The following is a 19,776-nucleotide window of genomic DNA, read 5'->3' on the forward strand; positions in this document are numbered from 1 at the left end:
GTCTCCCGATTGTGTAATTCCGCCACCGGCGCGCGCACCGATGCCGGTCCGAGGCCGGCACCAGTTGGCGCCGACGACTGCACTGCAGAACGTCATGGTACGAACCGGGGATTCCCGAGCCGGTCATCCGGTGGGTCACGTCACGCGAACGGCCAAACAGCCGGTGACCGTGAAATCACCCTACCCGGCTGCGGAAGCGGGTGTCGGCGCCGGATCCGGGCACACCGCACTCCGGCCCGGCCACCCAGACCCAGCGCTCCCCGGGGCCGTCGGTGAGCCGTACCACCAGGGCGGGCTGGCCGTTGAAGGAGGCGTAGTCGACGAAGGTCACCGTGACGGCCGGCCGCCCGTGCTCCCCGGCGATCTCATCCAGGCAGAGCTGTAGGGCCGTCGGGTCGGCGAGCCGGGCCAGGCCGACCGGGTACCTGATCCGCCCGTCGACGGAGTCCGGGCCCGTACCCGTGGACGGGCCGGCGCCCGGACCATTCGTCGCGGGCCGGCTCGCGGTGAGGCTCTGCGGGGTGTAGTCGGTGCCGGAGGTCAGCGGCTGCGCGGCAGCCGGGGCGAGCATCGCGCGCGGCCGGCCGGCGACCTGCGGCTGGGGCTGACCGGCCGCCTCGGGGCCCTGATCGCGGGCGTTGCCGGCCGACGAGTCGGCAACGGTCGCCCCGAAATCGCTGCCGACCAGTTGGCTGAGCCCGAGGCCGCCCAGGCCGAGTACCGCGGTCACCACGGCCACCGGTCCGGCCAGCCGGGACCAGCGTCGTCGGGGCCGCCCGGTGGGTGCCGGATTCGTCGGACGCGCCGTACCGCCGGCGGCCTGGACCGGCACCCGGGACGGCCGGGGCACACCGGTGACTGGCAGCGTCCGCTCGCCGATCGGCCTGGTCGGACCGCTGCCGACCCGCTCGTCCGTAGCCGGTCCGGCCGTCGGCGGTCCGGCCGTGGCGAGTACGGCGCTCAACCGGTCCGTCACCTCGACGGGCATCGGGGCGGGTAGCCCACCCAGCCCGGCCAGGTCCGCGCGGACCTCACCCACGGCCGGCACCAGCAGGTCGTACGCCGCCGTCCAGGCCGGGTCGTCGCGAACCAGCCGGGCCACGGTCGCCTCCTCCGGGGTACCGTCCAGCGCCCCGCCGACGTAGTCGGCGAGCAGGTCGAAGTCGACCTCCCCGAACGGGCCGGTGGTCACGGTTGCTCCTCGGTGGTGTCATGTCGGTACGGATCATGGCCGGGCTGTCCCGACGCTGATCCGACGCCGTCCGGGCCGGACCGGTTCCCCCGGGTGACCGGCGGCACCCCGGACCGGCTGCCGGACGTGTCCGGCCCTGTGGTGCCGGTCGGTTGGTCCGGCCGGCCACGTAGGTGTCCCAGCCGCAGGGCGAGGCGGGCGCGCCCCCGGGCACACCGGCTCTTGACCGTGCCCTCGGCCACGTCGAGGATCCGGGCGGCCTCGGCCACGGGGTATCCCTGCACGTCCACCAGGATCAACGCGGCCCGCTGCTCCACCGGCAGCTCGGCGAGGGCCTGGCGGACGACCAGGGCGGTGTCATGGTCCGGCGCGGGTGCCGCCGGCTCGGTTCCCCCCGTCCAGGGGCCCGGCTCGTCAGTGCGCCGGCCGTCCGGCAACGGCACCGTCGGGTGCGCCTGGCGGCGCCGGATCCGGTCCAGGCAGGCGTTCACCACGATCCGGTGCAGCCAGGTGGTCACCGCCGACTCGCCCCGGAACCGGGCGGCGGCCCGGTGCGCGGAGAGCAGGGCGTCCTGGAGCGCGTCGGCCGCATCCTCGCGGTCCCCGATGGTGCGGATGGCCACCGCCCAGAGCCGGTCCCGGTGCCGGTGGAAGAGTTCCGCGAAGGCGTCCCGGTCGCCGGCCACGTGGGCGTGCAGCAGTTCGGCGTCGGTACGCCCGGCGCCGGTGGGGCCCGGAGCTGCCCCGTTGACGGGATCCGGCGGGCCCGCTGCCGCGGTACCCGCCGGATCGACCACCAGGTCCTCGCCGCGCCCGGTCACGACCGTGCCTCCGCAGCGCGGCGGCTGGTACCCGGGCGACGTCCGTTCACTGCCCCTGGACCGTGATCTCCTGGACCCCGATCTTGTACTTGCCCGAGTCGACGGCGGGCAGCTCGGTGATCCACAACAGCAGGTACTGGTACTTCTGGTCGACCTGGAAGGCGTCGAAGACGATCGTGCTGCCGGCCTTCTCGTACGGCTCGCCGATCGGGTTCTTGCTGAACTCGGTGAGGAGCTGCTTGTCACCGGCCGACGTGGGCGGCGGGTTGATGCTGCCCGCCATCAGCTGCGCCGAGGCACCGGACGTGTTGAGCGCGACCGTCACCGACTTGACCGTACGGGGCTCCTTGAGATCGATCAGGATCCCCATGCCGCGCTTCAGGTTGCCGAAGTTGGCCCGGGTGTATCCGTCGGTGTCCCAGCCCTCGTCGGTGTTCCCGTCGACGACCTTCTCGATACCGCCGAACTCGTCCCGCTTCTTGCCGTCCGGGTCGATCACCCGTACCTGGTCGGGGCCGATCTCGATCTTCTTCACCGCACCGGCGGCCGGCGCGGCGGCCCCGGTCGGCGACGCAGTGACCCCGGGCTGGGCTGCCGGAACCTGCTGCTGGTCGTCGTCACCACCGCGCAGCACGCTGATCCCGATCAGCAGACCGACCAGCGCGACGGTGAGCAGCCCGGCGATGCCGATGGCCACCTTCCGGCCACCGACGGCGGGGACCAGCGGTGAACCCTCGTCGTCCGGGGCGGCGGCGAACCGAAGCGGCCCGGTGTTGTCGAGATACTGCTCCTCGGCCGGCACGTCGAGCCGGCCCAGCTCGGCGGCGAGTACGTCGGACGACGGCAGCGGAAGCTGACCGTCGAGCAGGTCCATGGTCAGGTCGTCCAGGTAGGCCGGCACACCTGCCCGGACCTGCCGGGGTGCGGCGATCGCTCCGCTCGCGTCCCGGACCGCGTCGCTGAGGGCGGCCCGGCCCTGCCCGGCGGTGGCCCCCAGCATCGGCGCCTCGGCGTGCGGCCAGTGCCCGGTCAACGCGAAGTAGAGCACGCCGCCGACCGCCCGGATGTCGGTCTCGGGGGTGTCCGCGCCGTCCGAACGGGCGTCCGCAAGGACCACCCGGCCCTCGTCGCTGATCATGACGGTGCCCGGGTGCACGTTGCCGTGCACCATCCCGGTGGCGTGTACGGCGGCGAGCGCCCCGGCCACCGCGTGCCCGACCGCAGTGGCTCGGGCCGGGTCGAGTGCGCCCTCCACGGCCACCACCTCGCGCAGCGACCGACCGTCGATCCACTCGCGGACCACGTAGGCCCGCTCACTTTCGTCGATCGCGTCGTAGACGCCGACCAGGTTCGGGTGGATCACCCGGCTGGCGGCGACGGCTGCCTGCAACATCTCGGTGGCCGAGTCACCACCGGGATAGCGCAGCACCACCGCCACCGGACGGCGCAGTACGACGTCGACCCCCCGCCAGACCTGTCGGCCGGCGCTGTCGTCGTTGATGTGCTCAGCCAGCTCGTACCGTTCGGCGAGGATCTCACCGACCTTGGGAGCACCGAAGGTCATGACCGGCGGAGCACTTTCTTCCGCCTCCTGACCTTCGCCGACCTGGGTCACCAGTCCTCCCTCGGTGATCGTGTCAATCGATGGAGCCGCGCTGCTGTGCATTGGCTTCCCGCTCTGCCGTCGAAGGAACCGGCCCCTGGATGCCGACCCACAGCGTAAGCGCTCGTTGGATCCGTCGAGAGCGACCTTACCCGGGTGGGACGAATCCCCGACATGTCATCTTGCTGCCTGACCCGGACCCGCTGCCGGATCTGGGTCACGCTCCGGATGCGCCTGGTGTCAGTCGCGTCGCCGGTCCGAGCGCTAGCCAATCTAGAGGTTGGAATCAAGTAACTGTCGGAGGACCCGCCCCCCGGTTCGTGCCTTCCTCGGTGACAGGTGCCGTCGGTGCCGGTCGGTTCGTCTCCCGGCGCGGGTTCCCCCGGACGGGCGGATCATGCCTGCGTCACCGGCCCGGTCATCCGCGGTCACCACACCGGTTATCCACAGGTGGAAACCCTACTGAGCAGCCGGATCGACGGGTTATCCACAGGTCGATCCCCAGGGTGCCGGAGTCGTCGCCGGTGGTCATCACCGCAGCTCGGGGTGGCTGCCGGGTGCCGGGCGGCCTCGGTGACGAACGGGTCGGCGACCCACCGGGCGTTCGGAGCGGGCTTCCGTCAGGAACAAACGAGGCCACCGGCCGGGGGTTACCGACCACGACCGGTACCGGCGTCGACTCCCACCGGCCGTACCGGCGGCGCCGGGGTCACCACTCAGCGGCCGAGCTTGCGCCGGACCATCCCGACCACCTCGGTGATCTCCCGGATCCGCAGCAGCATCGCCAGCCCGAGGTAGGTCCCGCCGATCGCCGCCCCACCGACCACCAGCCGGACGATCGCCTCCAACCGGCCCGGTGTGGCGTCACCGGGGAGCAGGTTCACCACCAGCAGGCCGACCAGCGCGGCGCCGAACGCGGCGAGGAGCACCTTGCCCATGGTCGCCATGATCTGACCGAGACCGATCCGGCCCACCCGACCGCGTAGCAGCCAGGCGGAGAGGACGGCGGCGGCGACGTAGGAGACCGCGTTGCCGATCATCATGCCGGAGGCGGCGAAGGTCGCGGAGAAGGCGGCGAAGAGACCGATCTGCACCAGTACCCGCAAGCCGACCACCGGAATGTTGATCAGCGCCGGGGTCCGGGTGTCCGGTAGGGCGTAGAAGGCGAACGTGAAGAGCTGGCTGATCGCGAAGGGCACCAGACCGATCGCGGCGGCCAGCAGTACCAGCGAGGTGGACAGCGCGTTCTCCTCGGTGAATGCGCCGTACTTGAACAGGACCACCGAGAGCGGGCCGGCGAGGACCGCGTAGCAGACCGCGATCGGGGCGAGCACCGCCGTGACCATCCGGGTACCCCGGGACAGGTCGGCGGCGACGTCGGCGTACCGGCCGTCGGCGGCGGCGGCGCTCATCCGGGGCATCAGCGCCGTGATGATCGACACCGCGATGATGCCGTGCGCCATCATCAGCAGCAGGAAGACGTTGTTGTAGATCAGCGGTCCGGCGGCGTTCTCCTTGCCGGCCCGGTTCAGCAGGTTGAACAGCACGATCAGGCCGAGCTGGCTGACCGCGACGTAGCAGAACATCCAGCCGCCGAGCCGGGCCAGCTCGGCCAGGCCGAGCTGGCCGAAGTCGAAGCGGAACCGCCACCGGAACCCGACCTTGCGCAACGCCGGCAGCAGACCGGCGGCCTGGATCGCCACCCCGAGCAGCGTGCCGCCACCGATCAGCAGGATCCGGCCGGTGGTCATCTCCTCCGGCGGGACGATCTTCGCGCCGAAGATCGCGATGTAGAGCCCGGCGGTGCCGATCACCACCAGGTTGTTCAGGATCGGCGCCCACATCGGGGCGGCGAAGTGTCCCCGGGTGTTCAGCACCGCGCTGACCAGCGCACTGAGGCCGGTGAAGAAGATCATCGGCAGCATCAGGTAGGAAAGCTTGGTGACCAGCTCCTGGTATGTGGCACTGGAGTCGTCACTGGCGTACAGCCAGGTCAGCGGCACGGCGGCGGCCACCGCGAGCAGGGCGGCGGCGGCGAGGGTGAGCACCGCCAGGGTGAGCAGCCGCTGCGTGTACGCCTGGCCCCGGTCCGGGTCGGTCTTGCGGCGGCGGACCAGCACCGGGATCAGCACGCTGGTCAGGACACCGCCGAGCAGGAACTCGTAGACCATCCCCGGCAGGATCTGCGCGGTGGTGTACGCGTCACCGACCAGCAGACCACCCAGGGCGGCGGTGAGCATCAACGTACGCAGGAAGCCGGTACCCCGGCTGACCAGGCTGCCGATCGCCATGACCGCGCTGTTCGCGGCGGCGCTGCCCTCCGCGACCTGCTCCTGTGGCGGCGCCGTCGACTCCATCGCGGGCTGGTTGAGCGGTTCCGCCGCGATGAACCTGCCGTCCGCCGGGTAGCCGGCTTCCGCTCCCGGCTGCCGATGCGGCGGCTCGGCGGAGATGTAGGTCGCCCCGTCCCGGGGCGGCTCGCCGCCGCCCTGCGCGTTCGCGCTGCGGTACAGGCCGCCGCCCATCGAGCCTCCCAAGGGGTACACCCGGGCCGGAACCCGGCCCGCACATCTGGAGACCTTAGTCAACCTCCGCCTACCTGCCCGCCCGGCCGGGGCCCCGGGTGGCCAGATAGTCTGGCGTTCCCATGTCCGAAGCCTCCACGCCCAGCGCCGCCGACAGTTCGCTGTCGTCGAGCCGCCGCGAACTCACCGCCGCGCAGCGCAACGCCGTCGCCGAACTGCTCCGCGTCTCACCGGTCGCCGGCGAACTGGGCCGCCGGTTCGCCCGCGCCGGCCACGAACTGCACCTCGTGGGCGGTTCGGTACGCGACGCCCTGCTTGGTCGACTCGGTGACGACCTCGACTTCTGTACCGACGCCCATCCCGACCAGACCCTTCGGATCATCAAGGGCTGGGCCGAGTCGATCTGGGAGACCGGGCGGGAGTTCGGCACCATCGGGGCCCTGCGCGACGGGCTCCGGCTGGAGATCACCACCTTCCGTGCCGAGGCGTACGACCAGGTCAGCCGGAACCCGGTCGTCGAGTACGGCACCAACCTGACCGACGATCTGAAGCGCCGCGACTTCACCGTCAACGCGATGGCGGTCAGCCTTCCCGACCACCGGTTCACCGACCCGTACGGCGGGCTGGCCGACCTGGCCGCCCGGTTGATCCGTACCCCGGGCACCCCCCGGGAGTCCTTCGGCGACGACCCGTTGCGGATGCTCCGTGCGGCCCGGTTCGCCGCCCAGCTCCGCTTCGCCGTGCACCCGGACGTCCGGGCGGCGATGGAACGGATGGCCGCCGACCTGGACCGGATCACCGCCGAGCGGATCCGCGACGAGTTCACCAAGCTGCTCTGCGGCGCGGACCCGATCACCGGGCTGCGGCTGCTGGTCGACACCGGCCTCGCCGACCGGTTCCTGCCCGAACTCTCCGGACTCAAGCTGGAGATCGACGAGCACGCCCAGCATAAGGACGTCTACGAGCACACCCTCACCGTGGTCAGCAACGCGGTCTCGATGGAGGAGAACGGCCCCGACTTCATCCTCCGGATGGCCGCGCTGATGCACGACGTGGGCAAGCCCGCGACCAAGGCGGTCGGCTCCGACGGGCGGGTCAGCTTCCACCACCACGAGGTGGTCGGTGCCCGGCTGACCAAGCAGCGGATGAAGGCGATGCGTTTCCCCAAGGACGTCACCTCGCAGGTGGTCGCGCTGGTCGGGCTGCACCTGCGGTTCTACGGGTACGGCCGGGGCGAGTGGACCGACTCGGCGGTGCGGCGGTACGTCACCGACGCCGGTGACCTGCTTTCCCGGCTGCACAAGCTGACCCGGTCGGACTGCACCACCCGTAACCGGCGTAAGGCCGCCGCGCTCGCGGCCGACTACGACGCGCTGGAGCAGCGGATCTCCCGGATCGCCGCCGAGGAGGACCTGGCCCGGGTCCGCCCGGACCTGGACGGCAACGCGATCATGGAGCTGCTCGGCGTACCGCCCGGACCGATCGTCGGCCGGGCCTGGAAACACCTCAAGGACGTACGCCTGGAGCGTGGCCCGCTGGACCGGGACGAGGCGGAGGCCGAGCTGCTGCGCTGGGCCCGAGCCGAGGGCATCGTCAACTGACGGACAAGCAGAAGCGCCGCCCCGGTCGACCGGGGCGGCGCTTCTGCGTTTCTGCTTCTGCTACTTGGTGATCTCCGCAGCCGACCTACCGTTGTCGGAGCTGTTCACCGCGGTTGCGCCACCGAGCCGGGCCAACAGGGCGGGCAGGTCGATCCCGGTCAGGTCGGTACCGAGCTGGAGCCCCTGCGCGACGTTGCTCGCCACCGACTTCGTCAGCGACGACGCGCCGTCGGTGGAGATGACGGTCATCTTGTCGATCGCGCTCATCGGCGCACTGGCCGCCTCGACCACCTGCGGCAGCACCTTCACCAGCAGGTCGAGCACGGCCGCCTCGCCGTACGCGGCGAACGCCTCGGCCTTGCGGGCCATCGCCTCCGCCTCGGCCTGCCCCCGGGCCAGGATCGCGGCGGCCTCCGCCTGACCTTCGCGCTCGACAGCATCCGCGATCGCGGTACGCCGACGCTGCTCGGCCTCACCCTCCTTGGCACCCTCGATCGCGTTCGCCTCGGCCAGCGCCGCCCGCCGGGCCCGCTCGCCCTCACCGGTGAGCCGCGCCTGCTCGGCGGCGGCCTGCGCGGCGGCGATGGTGGCCTGCCGCTGCGCGTCGGCGTTCAGCACGGCCGCGTTACGGGCCGCCTCGGCCTCCTGCTCCACCTTGTACCGGGCCGCGTCGGCCGGCTTGCGGACCTCGGTGTCGAGCTGGCGCTGCTTGAGTTCGGCGTTGCGCTCGGCCACCTTCTGCTGCTCGGTGAGGATCGCCTGGTCCCGTTCGGCCTGGGCGAGCGGACCGGCCGCCGCCGACTTGGCCTTCGCGGCGTCGATCTCGGCCTGGATGCCGGCCTGCTTGAGGGCGAGGTTGCGGTTTGCCTCGGCGATCTTCTCCTCGGCGAGCAGTCGTTCCTGCTCGGCGGCCTGCCGGGCGCGGGCCTCGGCGATCGCCGCGTCCTTGACCACCCGGGCCGCCTCGGGCCGGCCGAGGTCCTGGAGGTACGACCCCTCGGCAATGATGTCCTGGAGCTGGAAGGTGTCGAGCACCAGCCCCTGGTTGGTCATCGAGTGCTCGGCCTCCTCGGCGACCGCGCTGGCGAAGGCCGCCCGGTCCCGGATGATCTCCTCGATGGTGAGCCGGCCGACGATCGAGCGAAGCGCACCGGCCAGCACCTCCCGGGTGAACTCGTCGATCTCGGCCTGCTGGTGCAGGAAGCGCTGGGCGGCGGCCCGGATCGCGTCCTCGGTGCCACCGACCTTGACGATCGCGACGCCCTGGAGCTTCGCCCGGATGCCCTGCTTGCTCACCGCGCCCTGGATCTCGACGTGGATCCGACGGCTGGACAGGTCGAGGGTCTGAAGTTTCTGCACCACCGGCAGGACGAAGACGGACGCGCCGAGAACGACCTTCTGGCCGGACGTGTCGGTGGAGCGGATCCCCTCGGCGGTCTGGGTGGTACGCCCCTTGCGGCCGGTGACGATGAACGCCTCGTTCGGCCCGGCGACCTTGATCCGGGAGAGCACGAACATGACCAGGATGATCAGGAGGAGTACCGCGCCGCCGATGGCGATGAGCAGTGGCATGTGACCCCGTTTCCGGTTTTCTTGTAGTAGTTGGTCAGTACGTCTCGACGTGCACGCTGGTGTCGCTGGGGGCGTCGACGACGAACACCTGCGTGCCGGTCGGGATGGGCCGGTCGGCGCGGGCGTTGAGCTTCACCGGCTGGCCGGCGACGCGTACCCGCACCTCGCCGTAGCCGTTGGCAGGGATCGGGGTGACCACCACGCCGAGCGAGCCGACCAGGTCGCTACGGGTGGGGGTGGGGTCGGTACGCATGTCCCGGGCGGCCCGGCTCAGCTTCGCGGCGAGCCAGGCCGTCGGCACGGCGGCGAGCACCCCGATGCCGGCAGCCAGGGCGATGCTGCCCGGGCTGCCGCCACCGATCAGTTCGTTGGCGATCGCCGCGCCGAACCCTAACGCGCCGGTGAACCCGGCCGCCACCTCCAGCGGGACCGGTCCGTCGGCGTCCGGATGGGCGAAGTGGAGCAACTCGGCGCCGAGCAGGGCGAGGGTGAGCACCACGACACCCACCCCGCCGATGATGAGGAAGATCAGCGTCCCCGTAGCCACGCCTGCACCGTATCGTCCCCCGGCAACGTCGGAACTCGCCCGACCAGCGCTTCCGCCCGGGCCGGGTGGCTGGCCGGGATCATGTTCCGGCCGGCGGTTGACAGGTACGCGATTGCGCTGCTCTGAACCAAGATCGCGCTACTTCGCGTAAGTAGGGCAGTCATGGTCGATCCCAGGCCCCTACTTCCGGTAAGTAGCGTGATCTTGAAGCCGAAGTTATCCACAGGGGGTTACCGGAGCGCTGCTCATCGCACATGCTGCGGGGCATGCCACTGCCTCCTCGACGACCGGATGAGCTGCGTGGTCGCGTCTTTCGTGGCTCATGGGCCGTCGCGCATGGACTACTCACCCGCGACGAGCTGCGCAGCTCCGCATGGCAGCGCCTCTTCCAGGACATCTACGCCGACGTGCAGGTGACCATCACCCACCTGACCCGGTGCGCTGCCGTCGCCCGATGGCTGCTGCCACCCGGGGCCGCCATCGCGGGTCGTACGGCGGCAGCCCGCTACGGCGTGGTCCGGGCTGACCCTCAGGAACCGATCGAGGTGCTGGTTCCCGCCGACACGCGCCTCAGCCCCACGAAGGGACTGCGGGTACACACCGCGGAGGTGGCCCCCGGTGACCTAATTGACCACAACGGCATACCAGTCACCTCACCGGCCCGGACCTGCTGGGATCTGGCCCGGTGGCTCGACGTGGTGGAGGCGGTCGTGGTGATCGACGCGATGCTCGCCCGCCGGGTGACCACCCGAAAGGCGCTGCGGGACTACGCGTTGAGCCGGGCCGGTCAGCGGGGCTGGCGGCTCATGCTTCGCGCGGTGGACCTCGCTGATGCCGGCGCCGAGTCGCCGCAGGAGTCCCGGCTTCGGGTACGGCTGGTGCAGGGCGGACTGCCGAGGCCGGTGACCCAGCACGTCGTGGAGCGGGACGGCCGGTTCGTTGCCCGGCTCGATCTGGCGTGGCCCGACTACAAGGTGGCAGTCGAGTACGACGGCCTGTGGCACCGTGACCCCGAGCAGTTCCACCGGGACCGGCGACGGCTCAACCGGCTGCTCGGCGAGGACTGGATCATCCTGCACGTCACCTCGACACGGCTCGCCGAGGACTTCGACGGCGTACTGGCCGAGATCCGGGTCGCGCTCGGCTCGCGGCAGCGCCAGGTCAGGCGGGCGGGGTGAACCGGCCCTGCCGCATGCCGGCGAGGAAGGCCGTCCAGTTGGCGCCGGGGTAGACCAGTGACCTGCTCGACGTACTGGCCGAAGAGAGGCGGGACGTGGCTGGGGAAGAATGGGGCGATGCGCTGGACCGTGGTCGACTCCCCGATCGGTGATCTCTCTGTCGGCGTGGACGATGTCGGGGTCTGCGGGGTGCACTTCGGTGCGGTCGACGCGGCCGTCGACGCCGCTGACGTCGTGGACGACCCCCGGCTGGTAGCCGTCCTCGCCGAGCTGCGGGCGTACTTCGCGGGCGAGCTGACCGACTTCACCGTGCCGCTCTCGGTCCGCCGGGGGTCGGACTTCGAGCGGGCCGTCTGGCGGCAGATGACCCTGATTCCGTACGGCGAGACCCGCACCTACGGCGACGTGGCGAAGGCGGTCGGTGACCCCGGGGCGGCCCGGGCGGTCGGGGTGGCCTGCAACCGCAACCCGATCCCGGTGATCGTGCCGTGCCACCGGATCGTCGGGGCCGGCGGGAAACTGGTCGGCTTCGGTGGTGGTCTGCCCCGCAAGGTGCAGCTACTGGAGCTGGAGGCCCGGGTCGCCCTGCAACGTGCCTGGTCGTGACTGCGGACTGATGGGCCCCGGGAGCGCCCGGTGCGGGCCCGGCACTGCCACATGCGATGACATGCTTCGATATTGCGGTGGATCCCTACGCTGGCGCGATGAGGCGGTACGCGCGACCTGTCTGGCTGGTGTTGCAGCAGTTCCTGCTGCTGGTCGCGACCCTGGCGGCCGGTCTGGCCGTGGGCGGCCTGCTGGGGGTGCTCTTCGGTCACGAGCGGCTCTGGGCACCGATCCTCGGCTCGGTTCTCTTCCTTCCCGTCTTCACCATTCCGTCGATTGTGTGGTCGTGCCGCGAGGGCCCGGACGAGGCCGGGGAGCCGAGGTGGATGGTGCCGCTGGTCGGTTGCCTGTTCGCCATCGTCGTTCCGTTGCTGGTCGGGTTGCCGACGCTGTACGAGGAGCGGTTCGGGAAGGTCGTCGTCGGGGCCGTGACGGAGGACCGCGACCGCAACTACGTGCCGGGCACCGACCAGTGGATCCGGGCCCGCGAGGCGGCGACCGACGAGGATCTGGGGCTGCTGCGTGTGACGGTCGATCGGGACCTGCGCGTCGGCGACGAGGTCCGGGTCCGGACTGATCCACACGACTGGTTCCGCTCGTCCGATCCGGACACGCGGAACCCGGTACTACGCAGGACACTGTTCTGGATCGGCCTGACCGGCGTGGCCGGCCTGGTCGTCCTGACCTCGCTGCGCGCGGTGCGCGACATCCGGGGCTGGTCGGAGGCGACCCGGCAGCCCTCACGTCCCCTGCCCACCAGCCGCGACGAGCAACGCGCCAGGGACACGGGAGAGCGGCGCGACGCTCCGGACGTCGAGGATGTCGCGGAACTGCTGGACCTCGGTGGCGACTCCGGCGGATCAGGCGGCGACTTCCATGGCGGTGGCGACTGAGAGCCGCGACGGTCATCGGCGGCGACTGAGAGCCGTGACGGTCAGCGGGGCGGACTGTCGCCGTACCGGCGGGTGGTGATGTGACGCGAAGGGCCGGGTCCCTGCGGACCCGGCCCTCGGCGGTGCTGGTGGTGACCGCGTCAGCGGTCGATGTCGCCCTTGATGAACTCCTCCACGGCCTGGTGGGCGTCGTGGTCGGCGTACTGCACCGGCGGGGACTTCATGAAGTACGACGAGGCCGACAGGATCGGGCCGCCGATCTTACGGTCCAGCGCGATCTTCGCGGCCCGGACCGCGTCGATGATGACGCCGGCCGAGTTCGGCGAGTCCCAGACCTCCAGCTTCAGCTCCGCGTTCAGCGGGGTGTCGCCGAAGGAGCGGCCCTCCAGGCGGATGTACGCCCACTTGCGGTCGTCGAGCCACGGCACGTGGTCCGACGGGCCGATGTGCACGTCGCTCTTGGCCATCTCGTGCGGCACCTGGGAGGTGACCGACTGGGTCTTCGAGATCTTCTTCGAGACCAGCCGGTTGCGCTCCAGCATGTTCATGAAGTCCATGTTGCCGCCGAAGTTGAGCTGGTACGTGCGCAGCAGCTCGACCCCGCGGTCCTCGAACAGCTTCGCCAACGCGCGGTGCACGATGGTCGCGCCGACCTGGCTCTTGATGTCGTCACCGACGATCGGCAGCCCGGCGTCGGTGAACTTCTGGGCCCAGACCGGGTCGGAGGCGATGAAGACCGGCAGCGCGTTGACGAAGGCGCAGCCCGCGTCGATGGCGGCCTGGGCGTAGAACTTGTCGGCCTGCTCCGAACCTACCGGCAGGTACGAGACGACCACGTCGACCTGCGCATCGCGCAGCGCCTGCGCCACGTCCACCGGCGTCACGTCCGACTCCTGGACGATCTCGCGGTAGTACTGGCCCAGCCCGTCGAAGGTCGGGCCGCGCTGCACGGTGAGGCCGGTCGGCGGCACGTCGCAGAGCTTGATGGTGTTGTTCTCGCTGGCGACGATCGCCTCCGCGAGGTCCATGCCCACCTTCTTGGCGTCCACGTCGAACGCCGCGACAAAATCCACGTCCGATACGTGGTAGTCGCCGAAGGTGACGTGCATGAGACCCGGGACGCGGTCGTTCGGGTCGGCGTTCCGGTAGTACTCCACGCCCTGAACGAGGGACGAGGCGCAGTTCCCCACACCGACGATGGCGACGCGGACGGAGCCCATCGCGTTTGCCTCCTTCTTCTTCATCACGGCCGCTCTTCCCTGGACTCTCCAGGCGGAGACGGGCTGTTGTCTTCTCGTCGGCCGCCGGCCGTCCCGGTTGGCGGGACCGTCGGGGCCCGGCCGGAGCGCTCGTTGGCGATGAGCTCCTCCAGCCAGCGGACCTCGCGCTCGCAGGCGTCGAGCCCATGGCGCTGTAGTTCGAGGGTGTACGCGTCGAGGCGCTCCGCAGCCCGGCCCAACACGTCCCGTAGTCCCTCGCGGCGTTCCTCGATCTTGCGGCGGCGGCCCTCCAGGATCCGGAGGCGGGTCGCCTGGTCGGTCCGGGCGAAGAACGCGAAGTGCACCCCGAAACCGGTGTCGTCGTAGGTCTCCGGCCCGGCCTGTGCGATCAGCTCGGCGAAGCGTTCCTTGCCCTCTGCGGTGATTTTGTAGACCACCCGGCCACGCCGGCTGGTCAGTGCGGGAACCTCCTCCGCCGTTGCGGGCGTCTCAGCGGCCTCGACGATCCAGCCTGCTGCCTGGAGGCGGCGCAGGGTCGGATAGAGCGAGCCGTAACTGATCGCCGCCCGGATCGCCCCCAGCTTGGCCGTAAGCTCTTTACGCAGCTCGTAGCCGTGCATCGGGGACTCCTGGAGAAGGCCGAGGACCGCGAGCTCAAGCACCGCATCCCCTTCCTTACCCCGGCTGCGAGCCGGTAACCCGGCCTCGATGTATCGGACCGATACATCGCACGTTAATACCTCGACGGGAGCAGGGCAAACCCCCAAATCGGAATCGGCAGGTCACAGCCCGTTACGGCGGTCGCCTCGATCCGGCGGACCGCGTACCCTTTCCGGCATGCGGACGCAGCGCCAGGTGGTCGACTACTCGCTACAGAGGCGGTCGGTGCTGCGTGAGGTCCAGTCCGGACGGATCGGCACGTACGAGGTCTGTGACGCGTCCCCCTACCTGAAGAACGCTGCCCGGTTCCACGGCGAGCCGACCGAGGAGCGCTGCCCGATCTGCCGGCAGGAGAACCTCACTCACGTCCACTACATTTACGGCGACGAACTCAAGCAGTCCGCCGGACAGGCCCGGGCACTGAGCGAGTTGGCCGTCCTGGCGATGACACTGCGTGAGTTCCAGGTCTTCGTGGTGGAGGTGTGCCGCAGTTGTAACTGGAACCATCTCGTCGAGCAGTACCTGCTCGGCCGGGACTGGCCCGGTGACCCCGTTGACCACGAGGCCGGTGCCGGAGACCCGGCCGGTTCGGGCGCAGCGGTGAACGGCGGCCCGGCTGCCCCGGGCGCCGGTGGTCGCGGGCGGGCGACGACCGGCCGGCAGGCCCGGCGAAGGCGAGAGGCGCAACGGTGAGAGGACTCCGCTCGGCCGGTACCGGCAACCGTGCCAGAGGCCGGGGCGTTCGTCCGCGCGTAGACCGGATTAGTCTGTTTCACTCAGTTGTTCTGGTTCAGGCCCATGATTGAACGGATGCAGGCCCAGTGTGGCCTGGCTCACGGCAAACCGGTGGTGGCGCGACTGCGCCCCGCCGCGACCGGCAGGGTGTGAGGAATGAACTCGTACGGCGATCCCAGTGCTCCGCGTGGGCGGGCCCAGATCCCCGGATCGAACGGTGACCCCGGCGCGGGGGCGGACGACGCCTACCGGCGTCCGGCGGCACCCCCGGGTGCCGCGCCCAGCGGTCGTGCCTCGGTCGGTTCGGCCCGGGTGGGCGGCTCGGCACCCGCACCGCGCGGCTCCGCCTCGCCACCGTCCGGTCCGGCCGCCGGTTCGGCATCGGCCGGTCGGGCCCGGGTCGGTCGCGCGAGCGTACCGGTCTCCCCGGCACCCGGTGGTGCCGCACCGGCCGGTCGGGCCTCGGTGGGTGGCTCGGCCGGTCGGGCGTCGGTAGGCGGGGCTCCCGCCGGCCGCGCCACCGTCGGGGCCGCGTCCGTCGGCAGCGCTGCGGTGGGCGGCCGGGCCCAGGTGGGTCGGGCCACCGCAGGCCGGGCCGCAGTCTCCCCGGTGTCGCCGGGTGCGCCCGGTGGTGGCGGACCGAATGGGCCCGGTGGCCCGACCGGACCCGGTCGGCGGAGCCGCGGTGCCGGCGACCCGGACGCGGTCCGCCGGTCGAAGAAGCGTCGGCGGATCAACCTCCTGATCGCCAGCTTCGCGGTGTTCATCATGCTCGCCGGGATCGGTGTGGTCGGTTTCACCTACTACTCGACCAACGTGGTACTGCCGAACAAGCTCAAGACGCCGCTGGCCTCCACGATGCTCGCCAACGACGGCAAGTACCTGCTGGCGAAGCTCGGCGAGCAGAACCGCACGCTGGTCACGATCAACCAGATCCCCAAGGTCATGCAGTACGCGGTGGCCGCCGCCGAGGACCGGAACTTCTACGACCACTCGGGTGTCGACTACAAGGGCATCGCCCGGGCCGCGTGGAACAACTTCACCGGCGGCAGCAAGCAGGGTGCCTCGACCATCACCCAGCAGTACGCCCGCAACGCGTACGACAGCCTCAACGACGACACGTACGGCCGGAAGGTGAAGGAGGCGATCTTCGCCTCCAAGTTGAACGACGAGTACACCAAAGACCAGATCATGGAGTACTACCTCAACATCATCTACTTCGGTCGGGGTGCGTACGGCATCGAGGCGGCGGCCCAGACGTACTTCAGCAAGCCGGTGAGCGCGGTGACCCCGTCCGAGGCTGCCGTGCTGGCCGCGCTGATCAAGCAGCCGGTCCCGCAGAAGGGCGGCCACCAGGGTTACGACCCGGAGATCAACCTGCCCGAGGCGCAGAACCGGTGGAACTACGTCCTCAACGGCATGGTCGAGAAGGGCTGGCTGGACCCGGCGGAGCGGGCCAAGGCCGAGTACCCCACCAAGACGCTGAGGAAGTCCAGCAGCGGCATCGGCATCGACTACGGGATCAAGACGCCCAACGGCAACGTGATCAACTACGTCAAGGCCGAGATGAAGCAGTTGGGCGTCTGCACCGACGACCCGGCGAAGATCACCGAGAAGAAGCCGAGCTGCAAGACCGCGTTGCAGGACGGTGGTTACCGGATCACCACCACCATCGATCCGAAGATTCAGAACGCCGCGATCAAGACGGTGCAGCGCAAGAGCAAGGGTTCGGAGCTCTCCGACCAGCCCCCGAACCTGATGGCCGCGCTGGTCGCGGTCAATCCGAAGAACGGCCAGGTGCTCGCCTACTACGGCGGTGACGACGGCACCGGTACCGACTTCGCCGGGAAGAACACCGACCCGGCCGGCAAGGTCTACGGCGGTCACCCGCCGGGCTCCAGCTTCAAGATCTACACCCTGGCCGCCGGTCTGGAGCAGGGCAAGTCGCTGCAGTCCCTGTGGAAGGGCAAGGCGTTCACCCCGGAGGGCGTGACCTACAAGGTCAGCAACGCCGGCAACGACAACCCGGCGTGCGGTGACTCCTGCACCCTGGAGCACTCGACGCTGAAGTCGTACAACGTGCCGTTCTATTACATGGCGATGGACATCGGCGCGGACAAGGTGGTCGACGTGGCCAAGCGGGCCGGCGTCACCACCATGTGGGGCAACGACGAGAAGCCCTACGACCTGGTCACCAAGAGCGCCAAGGACCTCACCCGGGACCCGTTCGACTACCCGGTCGCCTACGGCCAGTACCCGATCACCGTGCTTGACCACGCCAACGGGGTGGCCACCTTCGCCAACAACGGCGTCTACAACAAGGCCCACTTCGTCATCAAGATCGAGAAGCAGGAGGCCGGCACCGGTAAGTGGAAGCCGGTCGCCGGTGAGCAGCTCAAGTCGAAACGGGTGATCAAGGCCGACGTGGTGGCCGACGTGACCTCGGTACTGAAGAAGTACCCAAACCAGGTCAACCACACCCTGGCCAACAGCCGGGAGGCGGCCAGCAAGACCGGCACCTGGGAGCTGAACGCCAAGAGCGATGACAACGCGCACGCCTGGATGATCGGCTACACCCCGCAGATCGCCGCCGCCGTCTGGGTCGGCAACGAGAAGGCCCAGAAGGCGATCAAGCTGAAGGACGGCCGAAAGATCAGCGGCGGGAACCTGCCCGGTGACATCTGGGAACGCTTCATGGAGGAAGCCCACAAGGGGATGAAGAAGGAGGAGTTTCCGCCGGCCGCGAACATCGGCGACCCGAACTCCGGCAACGGCGAACTGCCACCGCCGCCGCCGACCACGGCTCCGCTTCCGCCCGGCTGCCCGAACCCGCTGCTGCCGATCTGCCAGAACCCGGGCGGACCCAACCCGGGCAACCCCCCGGGCCCTGGTAACGGTGGGCCGGGTGGCGGCACCCGGGACGGTGGTGGTCTCCTGCCGTCCCCGACCGCCACGACCCGGGACGACTGACCCGACCGAAAATCCACCCCAGCGGCGGCCGGACCTCTGTCCGGCCGCCGCTGGCGTTTCCCGGCGTACGCGACACGTCACCGAAGGGCTGACGCGGGGCCGTCGGGTACGGCAGGATGCCTGTTCATGAGCGTGCAGTCGTCGTCCGGCATCGACGAGGTTGACAAGACCGACCATCCGTCGCGCTCCGACGGATTCGTCCGAGGTGCCGCCGAGCTGATCGGCGGTCCGCTCGGCGACCACGCGGTCGGCATCGACCGGCCCGCCGGTCGGGAGAGCCGGTTCTGGACCGCCAGTCGGATCGTGCTGGCCCTGGTCTGCCTCACCCTCGCCCTGCACTGGGTGCAGAAGTCACCCTGCCAGGACGGTGCCTGGCAGAACAACGTCCAGTACACCCGGTTCTGCTACACCGACGTGCTGGCGCTCTACTACGCCGAAGGACTCAACGAGGGCAAGGTCCCCTACCGGGACCACCCGGTCGAGTACCCGGTGGTGACCGGCTACTTCATGGGCGCGCTCGGCCTGCCCGTGCACAGCCTCGGCGAGACCCGCCCCGAACTCAACCAGGGCATGTGGTTCTACAACCTCAACGCCCTGGTGCTCTCCGCGCTGGCGGTGGCGACGGTCGCGGTGATCCTGTCCCTGCGGCGACGGCGCCCCTGGGATGCGGCGCTCTTCGCGCTCTCCCCGGCACTCGTGGTCACCGCCACCGTCAACTGGGACCTGCTGGCGATCGGGTTCGCCGCCTTCGGCCTCTACGCCTGGGCCCGTCGACGACCGGCCGCCGCCGGCATCCTGCTCGGCATAGCCGGCGCGGCCAAGATGTGGCCGCTGTTCATCCTCGGCCCGATCCTCGTGCTGGCGGTACGCGCCAACAAGCTCCGGGCCGCCCTGACCGCGCTCGCCACCGCGGCGGCGACGGTGGTGCTGGTGAACCTGCCGGTGGCGCTGCCGTACCGGGAGAACTGGGACCGGTTCTTCGAGCTGAACACCACCCGGCCCATCGACTGGGGCACGCTCTGGTACATCGGCCGGTACCTGGACGGAAAGATCAACATTTTCGGTGAACCGGGCAGTCAGGGCCCGTTCCAGTGGCTCGACGGGCACGTCGACCCCACCCTCAACTACCTGTCGTACGCGCTGTTCGGGCTGGCCTGCCTCGGGGTGGCCGCTCTGGCCTGGCTCGCCCCCCGTCGCCCCCGCGTGGCCCAGCTCGCCTTCCTGGTGGTCGCCGCGTTCCTGATCTTCAGCAAGGTGTGGTCCCAACAGTTCAACCTCTGGCTGCTGCCGCTCATCGTGCTGGCTCGGCCGAAGTGGGGTGCCTTCCTCGCCTGGCAGTTCGCCGAGGTCTGCTACTTCGTCGCCTTCTACGGCGAACTGCTCGGCGCCGGGACCGGCAAACCGGTCTTCCCGGAGGGCGTCTTCGTGCTGGCCGCCACACTCCGGCTGACCACCGTGGTCATCCTCTGCGTACTGGTCATCCGGGAGATCCTGCACCCCGCGCAGGACGCGGTACGCGCCACCTACTCCGACGACCCGGACGGCGGCGTGCTCGACGGCGCCCCGGACGCCCCCTGGCTGGTCCGGAGACGCTCGGCAGCAGTGCCGGACGGGACGGCCGCTGTGCCGGCCTGACCGTCCCGCCTCCCCTGC

At 70.3% G+C, this 19,776-nt stretch carries 15 protein-coding genes; 7 read left to right on the forward strand and 8 right to left on the reverse strand.

Translation table 11 applies throughout. The features are described from left to right. Nucleotides 1-175 precede the first annotated feature (175 nt). The 4 genes from V6U90_RS05920 to murJ form a co-directional block, all read right to left on the reverse strand. On the reverse strand, nt 176-1,192 hold the full coding sequence (locus tag V6U90_RS05920) for a hypothetical protein (RefSeq protein WP_334431735.1): 1,017 nt from the start codon (nt 1,190-1,192) through the stop codon (nt 176-178). Continuing rightward, a complete protein-coding gene (gene sigM / locus V6U90_RS05925; RefSeq protein ID WP_442933538.1) occupies nt 1,189-1,992 on the reverse strand; it encodes an RNA polymerase sigma factor SigM in 804 nt (267 codons plus the stop codon). Before sigM ends, V6U90_RS05920 begins: the two co-directional genes overlap by 4 nt. Before the next feature lie 67 nt (nt 1,993-2,059). Beyond that, nucleotides 2,060-3,679 carry a protein kinase family protein gene (locus V6U90_RS05930; RefSeq protein WP_334431739.1) on the reverse strand — a complete coding sequence of 540 codons (1,620 nt, stop codon included), beginning with the start codon at nt 3,677-3,679 and terminating at the stop codon, nt 2,060-2,062. Between the two features lie 653 nt (nt 3,680-4,332). Further along, complete coding sequence (gene murJ, locus V6U90_RS05935; RefSeq protein ID WP_334431741.1) at nt 4,333-6,141, reverse strand: murein biosynthesis integral membrane protein MurJ; 1,809 nt, start codon at nt 6,139-6,141, stop codon at nt 4,333-4,335. A 122-nt stretch (nt 6,142-6,263) separates the two neighbouring features. Between murJ and V6U90_RS05940 the strand changes: the two genes are divergently transcribed. Next, nucleotides 6,264-7,742 carry a CCA tRNA nucleotidyltransferase gene (locus V6U90_RS05940; protein WP_334431744.1) on the forward strand — a complete coding sequence of 493 codons (1,479 nt, stop codon included), beginning with the start codon at nt 6,264-6,266 and terminating at the stop codon, nt 7,740-7,742. A gap of 60 nt (nt 7,743-7,802) precedes the next feature. On the opposite strand, the gene V6U90_RS05945 is transcribed toward V6U90_RS05940, so the two are convergent. Continuing rightward, a complete protein-coding gene (locus V6U90_RS05945; RefSeq protein ID WP_334431746.1) occupies nt 7,803-9,314 on the reverse strand; it encodes a flotillin family protein in 1,512 nt (503 codons plus the stop codon). 34 nt (nt 9,315-9,348) lie between these two features. Beyond that, nucleotides 9,349-9,861 carry an NfeD family protein gene (locus V6U90_RS05950; RefSeq protein ID WP_334431748.1) on the reverse strand — a complete coding sequence of 171 codons (513 nt, stop codon included), beginning with the start codon at nt 9,859-9,861 and terminating at the stop codon, nt 9,349-9,351. Nucleotides 9,862-10,127: 266 nt separating this feature from the next. On the opposite strand from V6U90_RS05950, the gene V6U90_RS05955 reads away from it, so the two are divergent. The 3 genes from V6U90_RS05955 (at nt 10,128) to V6U90_RS05965 (ending at nt 12,538) form a co-directional block, all read left to right on the forward strand. Next, the gene (locus V6U90_RS05955) at nt 10,128-11,039 is read left to right on the forward strand and encodes an endonuclease domain-containing protein (protein ID WP_334431750.1); all 912 of its coding nucleotides are present in this window, start codon (nt 10,128-10,130) and stop codon (nt 11,037-11,039) included. A gap of 117 nt (nt 11,040-11,156) precedes the next feature. Next, on the forward strand, nt 11,157-11,645 hold the full coding sequence (locus tag V6U90_RS05960) for a methylated-DNA--[protein]-cysteine S-methyltransferase (protein WP_334431752.1): 489 nt from the start codon (nt 11,157-11,159) through the stop codon (nt 11,643-11,645). Nucleotides 11,646-11,743: 98 nt separating this feature from the next. After that, on the forward strand, nt 11,744-12,538 hold the full coding sequence (locus tag V6U90_RS05965) for a hypothetical protein (RefSeq protein WP_334431754.1): 795 nt from the start codon (nt 11,744-11,746) through the stop codon (nt 12,536-12,538). A 140-nt stretch (nt 12,539-12,678) separates the two neighbouring features. Here V6U90_RS05965 and V6U90_RS05970 read toward each other — a convergent pair whose 3' ends face one another. Continuing rightward, complete coding sequence (locus V6U90_RS05970; protein WP_334431756.1) at nt 12,679-13,758, reverse strand: inositol-3-phosphate synthase; 1,080 nt, start codon at nt 13,756-13,758, stop codon at nt 12,679-12,681. Nucleotides 13,759-13,781: 23 nt separating this feature from the next. Further along, entirely contained in the window at nt 13,782-14,420 is a 639-nt protein-coding gene (locus tag V6U90_RS05975) for a PadR family transcriptional regulator (RefSeq protein WP_334431758.1), read from the reverse strand. 175 nt (nt 14,421-14,595) lie between these two features. Between V6U90_RS05975 and V6U90_RS05980 the strand changes: the two genes are divergently transcribed. From V6U90_RS05980 to V6U90_RS05990, 3 genes are all read left to right on the forward strand, one after another. Next, on the forward strand, nt 14,596-15,111 hold the full coding sequence (locus V6U90_RS05980) for a DUF5318 domain-containing protein (RefSeq protein ID WP_334431760.1): 516 nt from the start codon (nt 14,596-14,598) through the stop codon (nt 15,109-15,111). 198 nt (nt 15,112-15,309) lie between these two features. Further along, a complete protein-coding gene (locus V6U90_RS05985) occupies nt 15,310-18,123 on the forward strand; it encodes a transglycosylase domain-containing protein (RefSeq protein ID WP_334431762.1) in 2,814 nt (937 codons plus the stop codon). A gap of 126 nt (nt 18,124-18,249) precedes the next feature. Then, entirely contained in the window at nt 18,250-19,758 is a 1,509-nt protein-coding gene (locus V6U90_RS05990) for a glycosyltransferase family 87 protein (protein ID WP_334431764.1), read from the forward strand. Nucleotides 19,759-19,776: the final 18 nt, after the last annotated feature.

Source organism: Micromonospora sp. CPCC 206060 (genome assembly GCF_036906895.1).
Lineage (GTDB): Bacteria > Actinomycetota > Actinomycetes > Mycobacteriales > Micromonosporaceae > Micromonospora.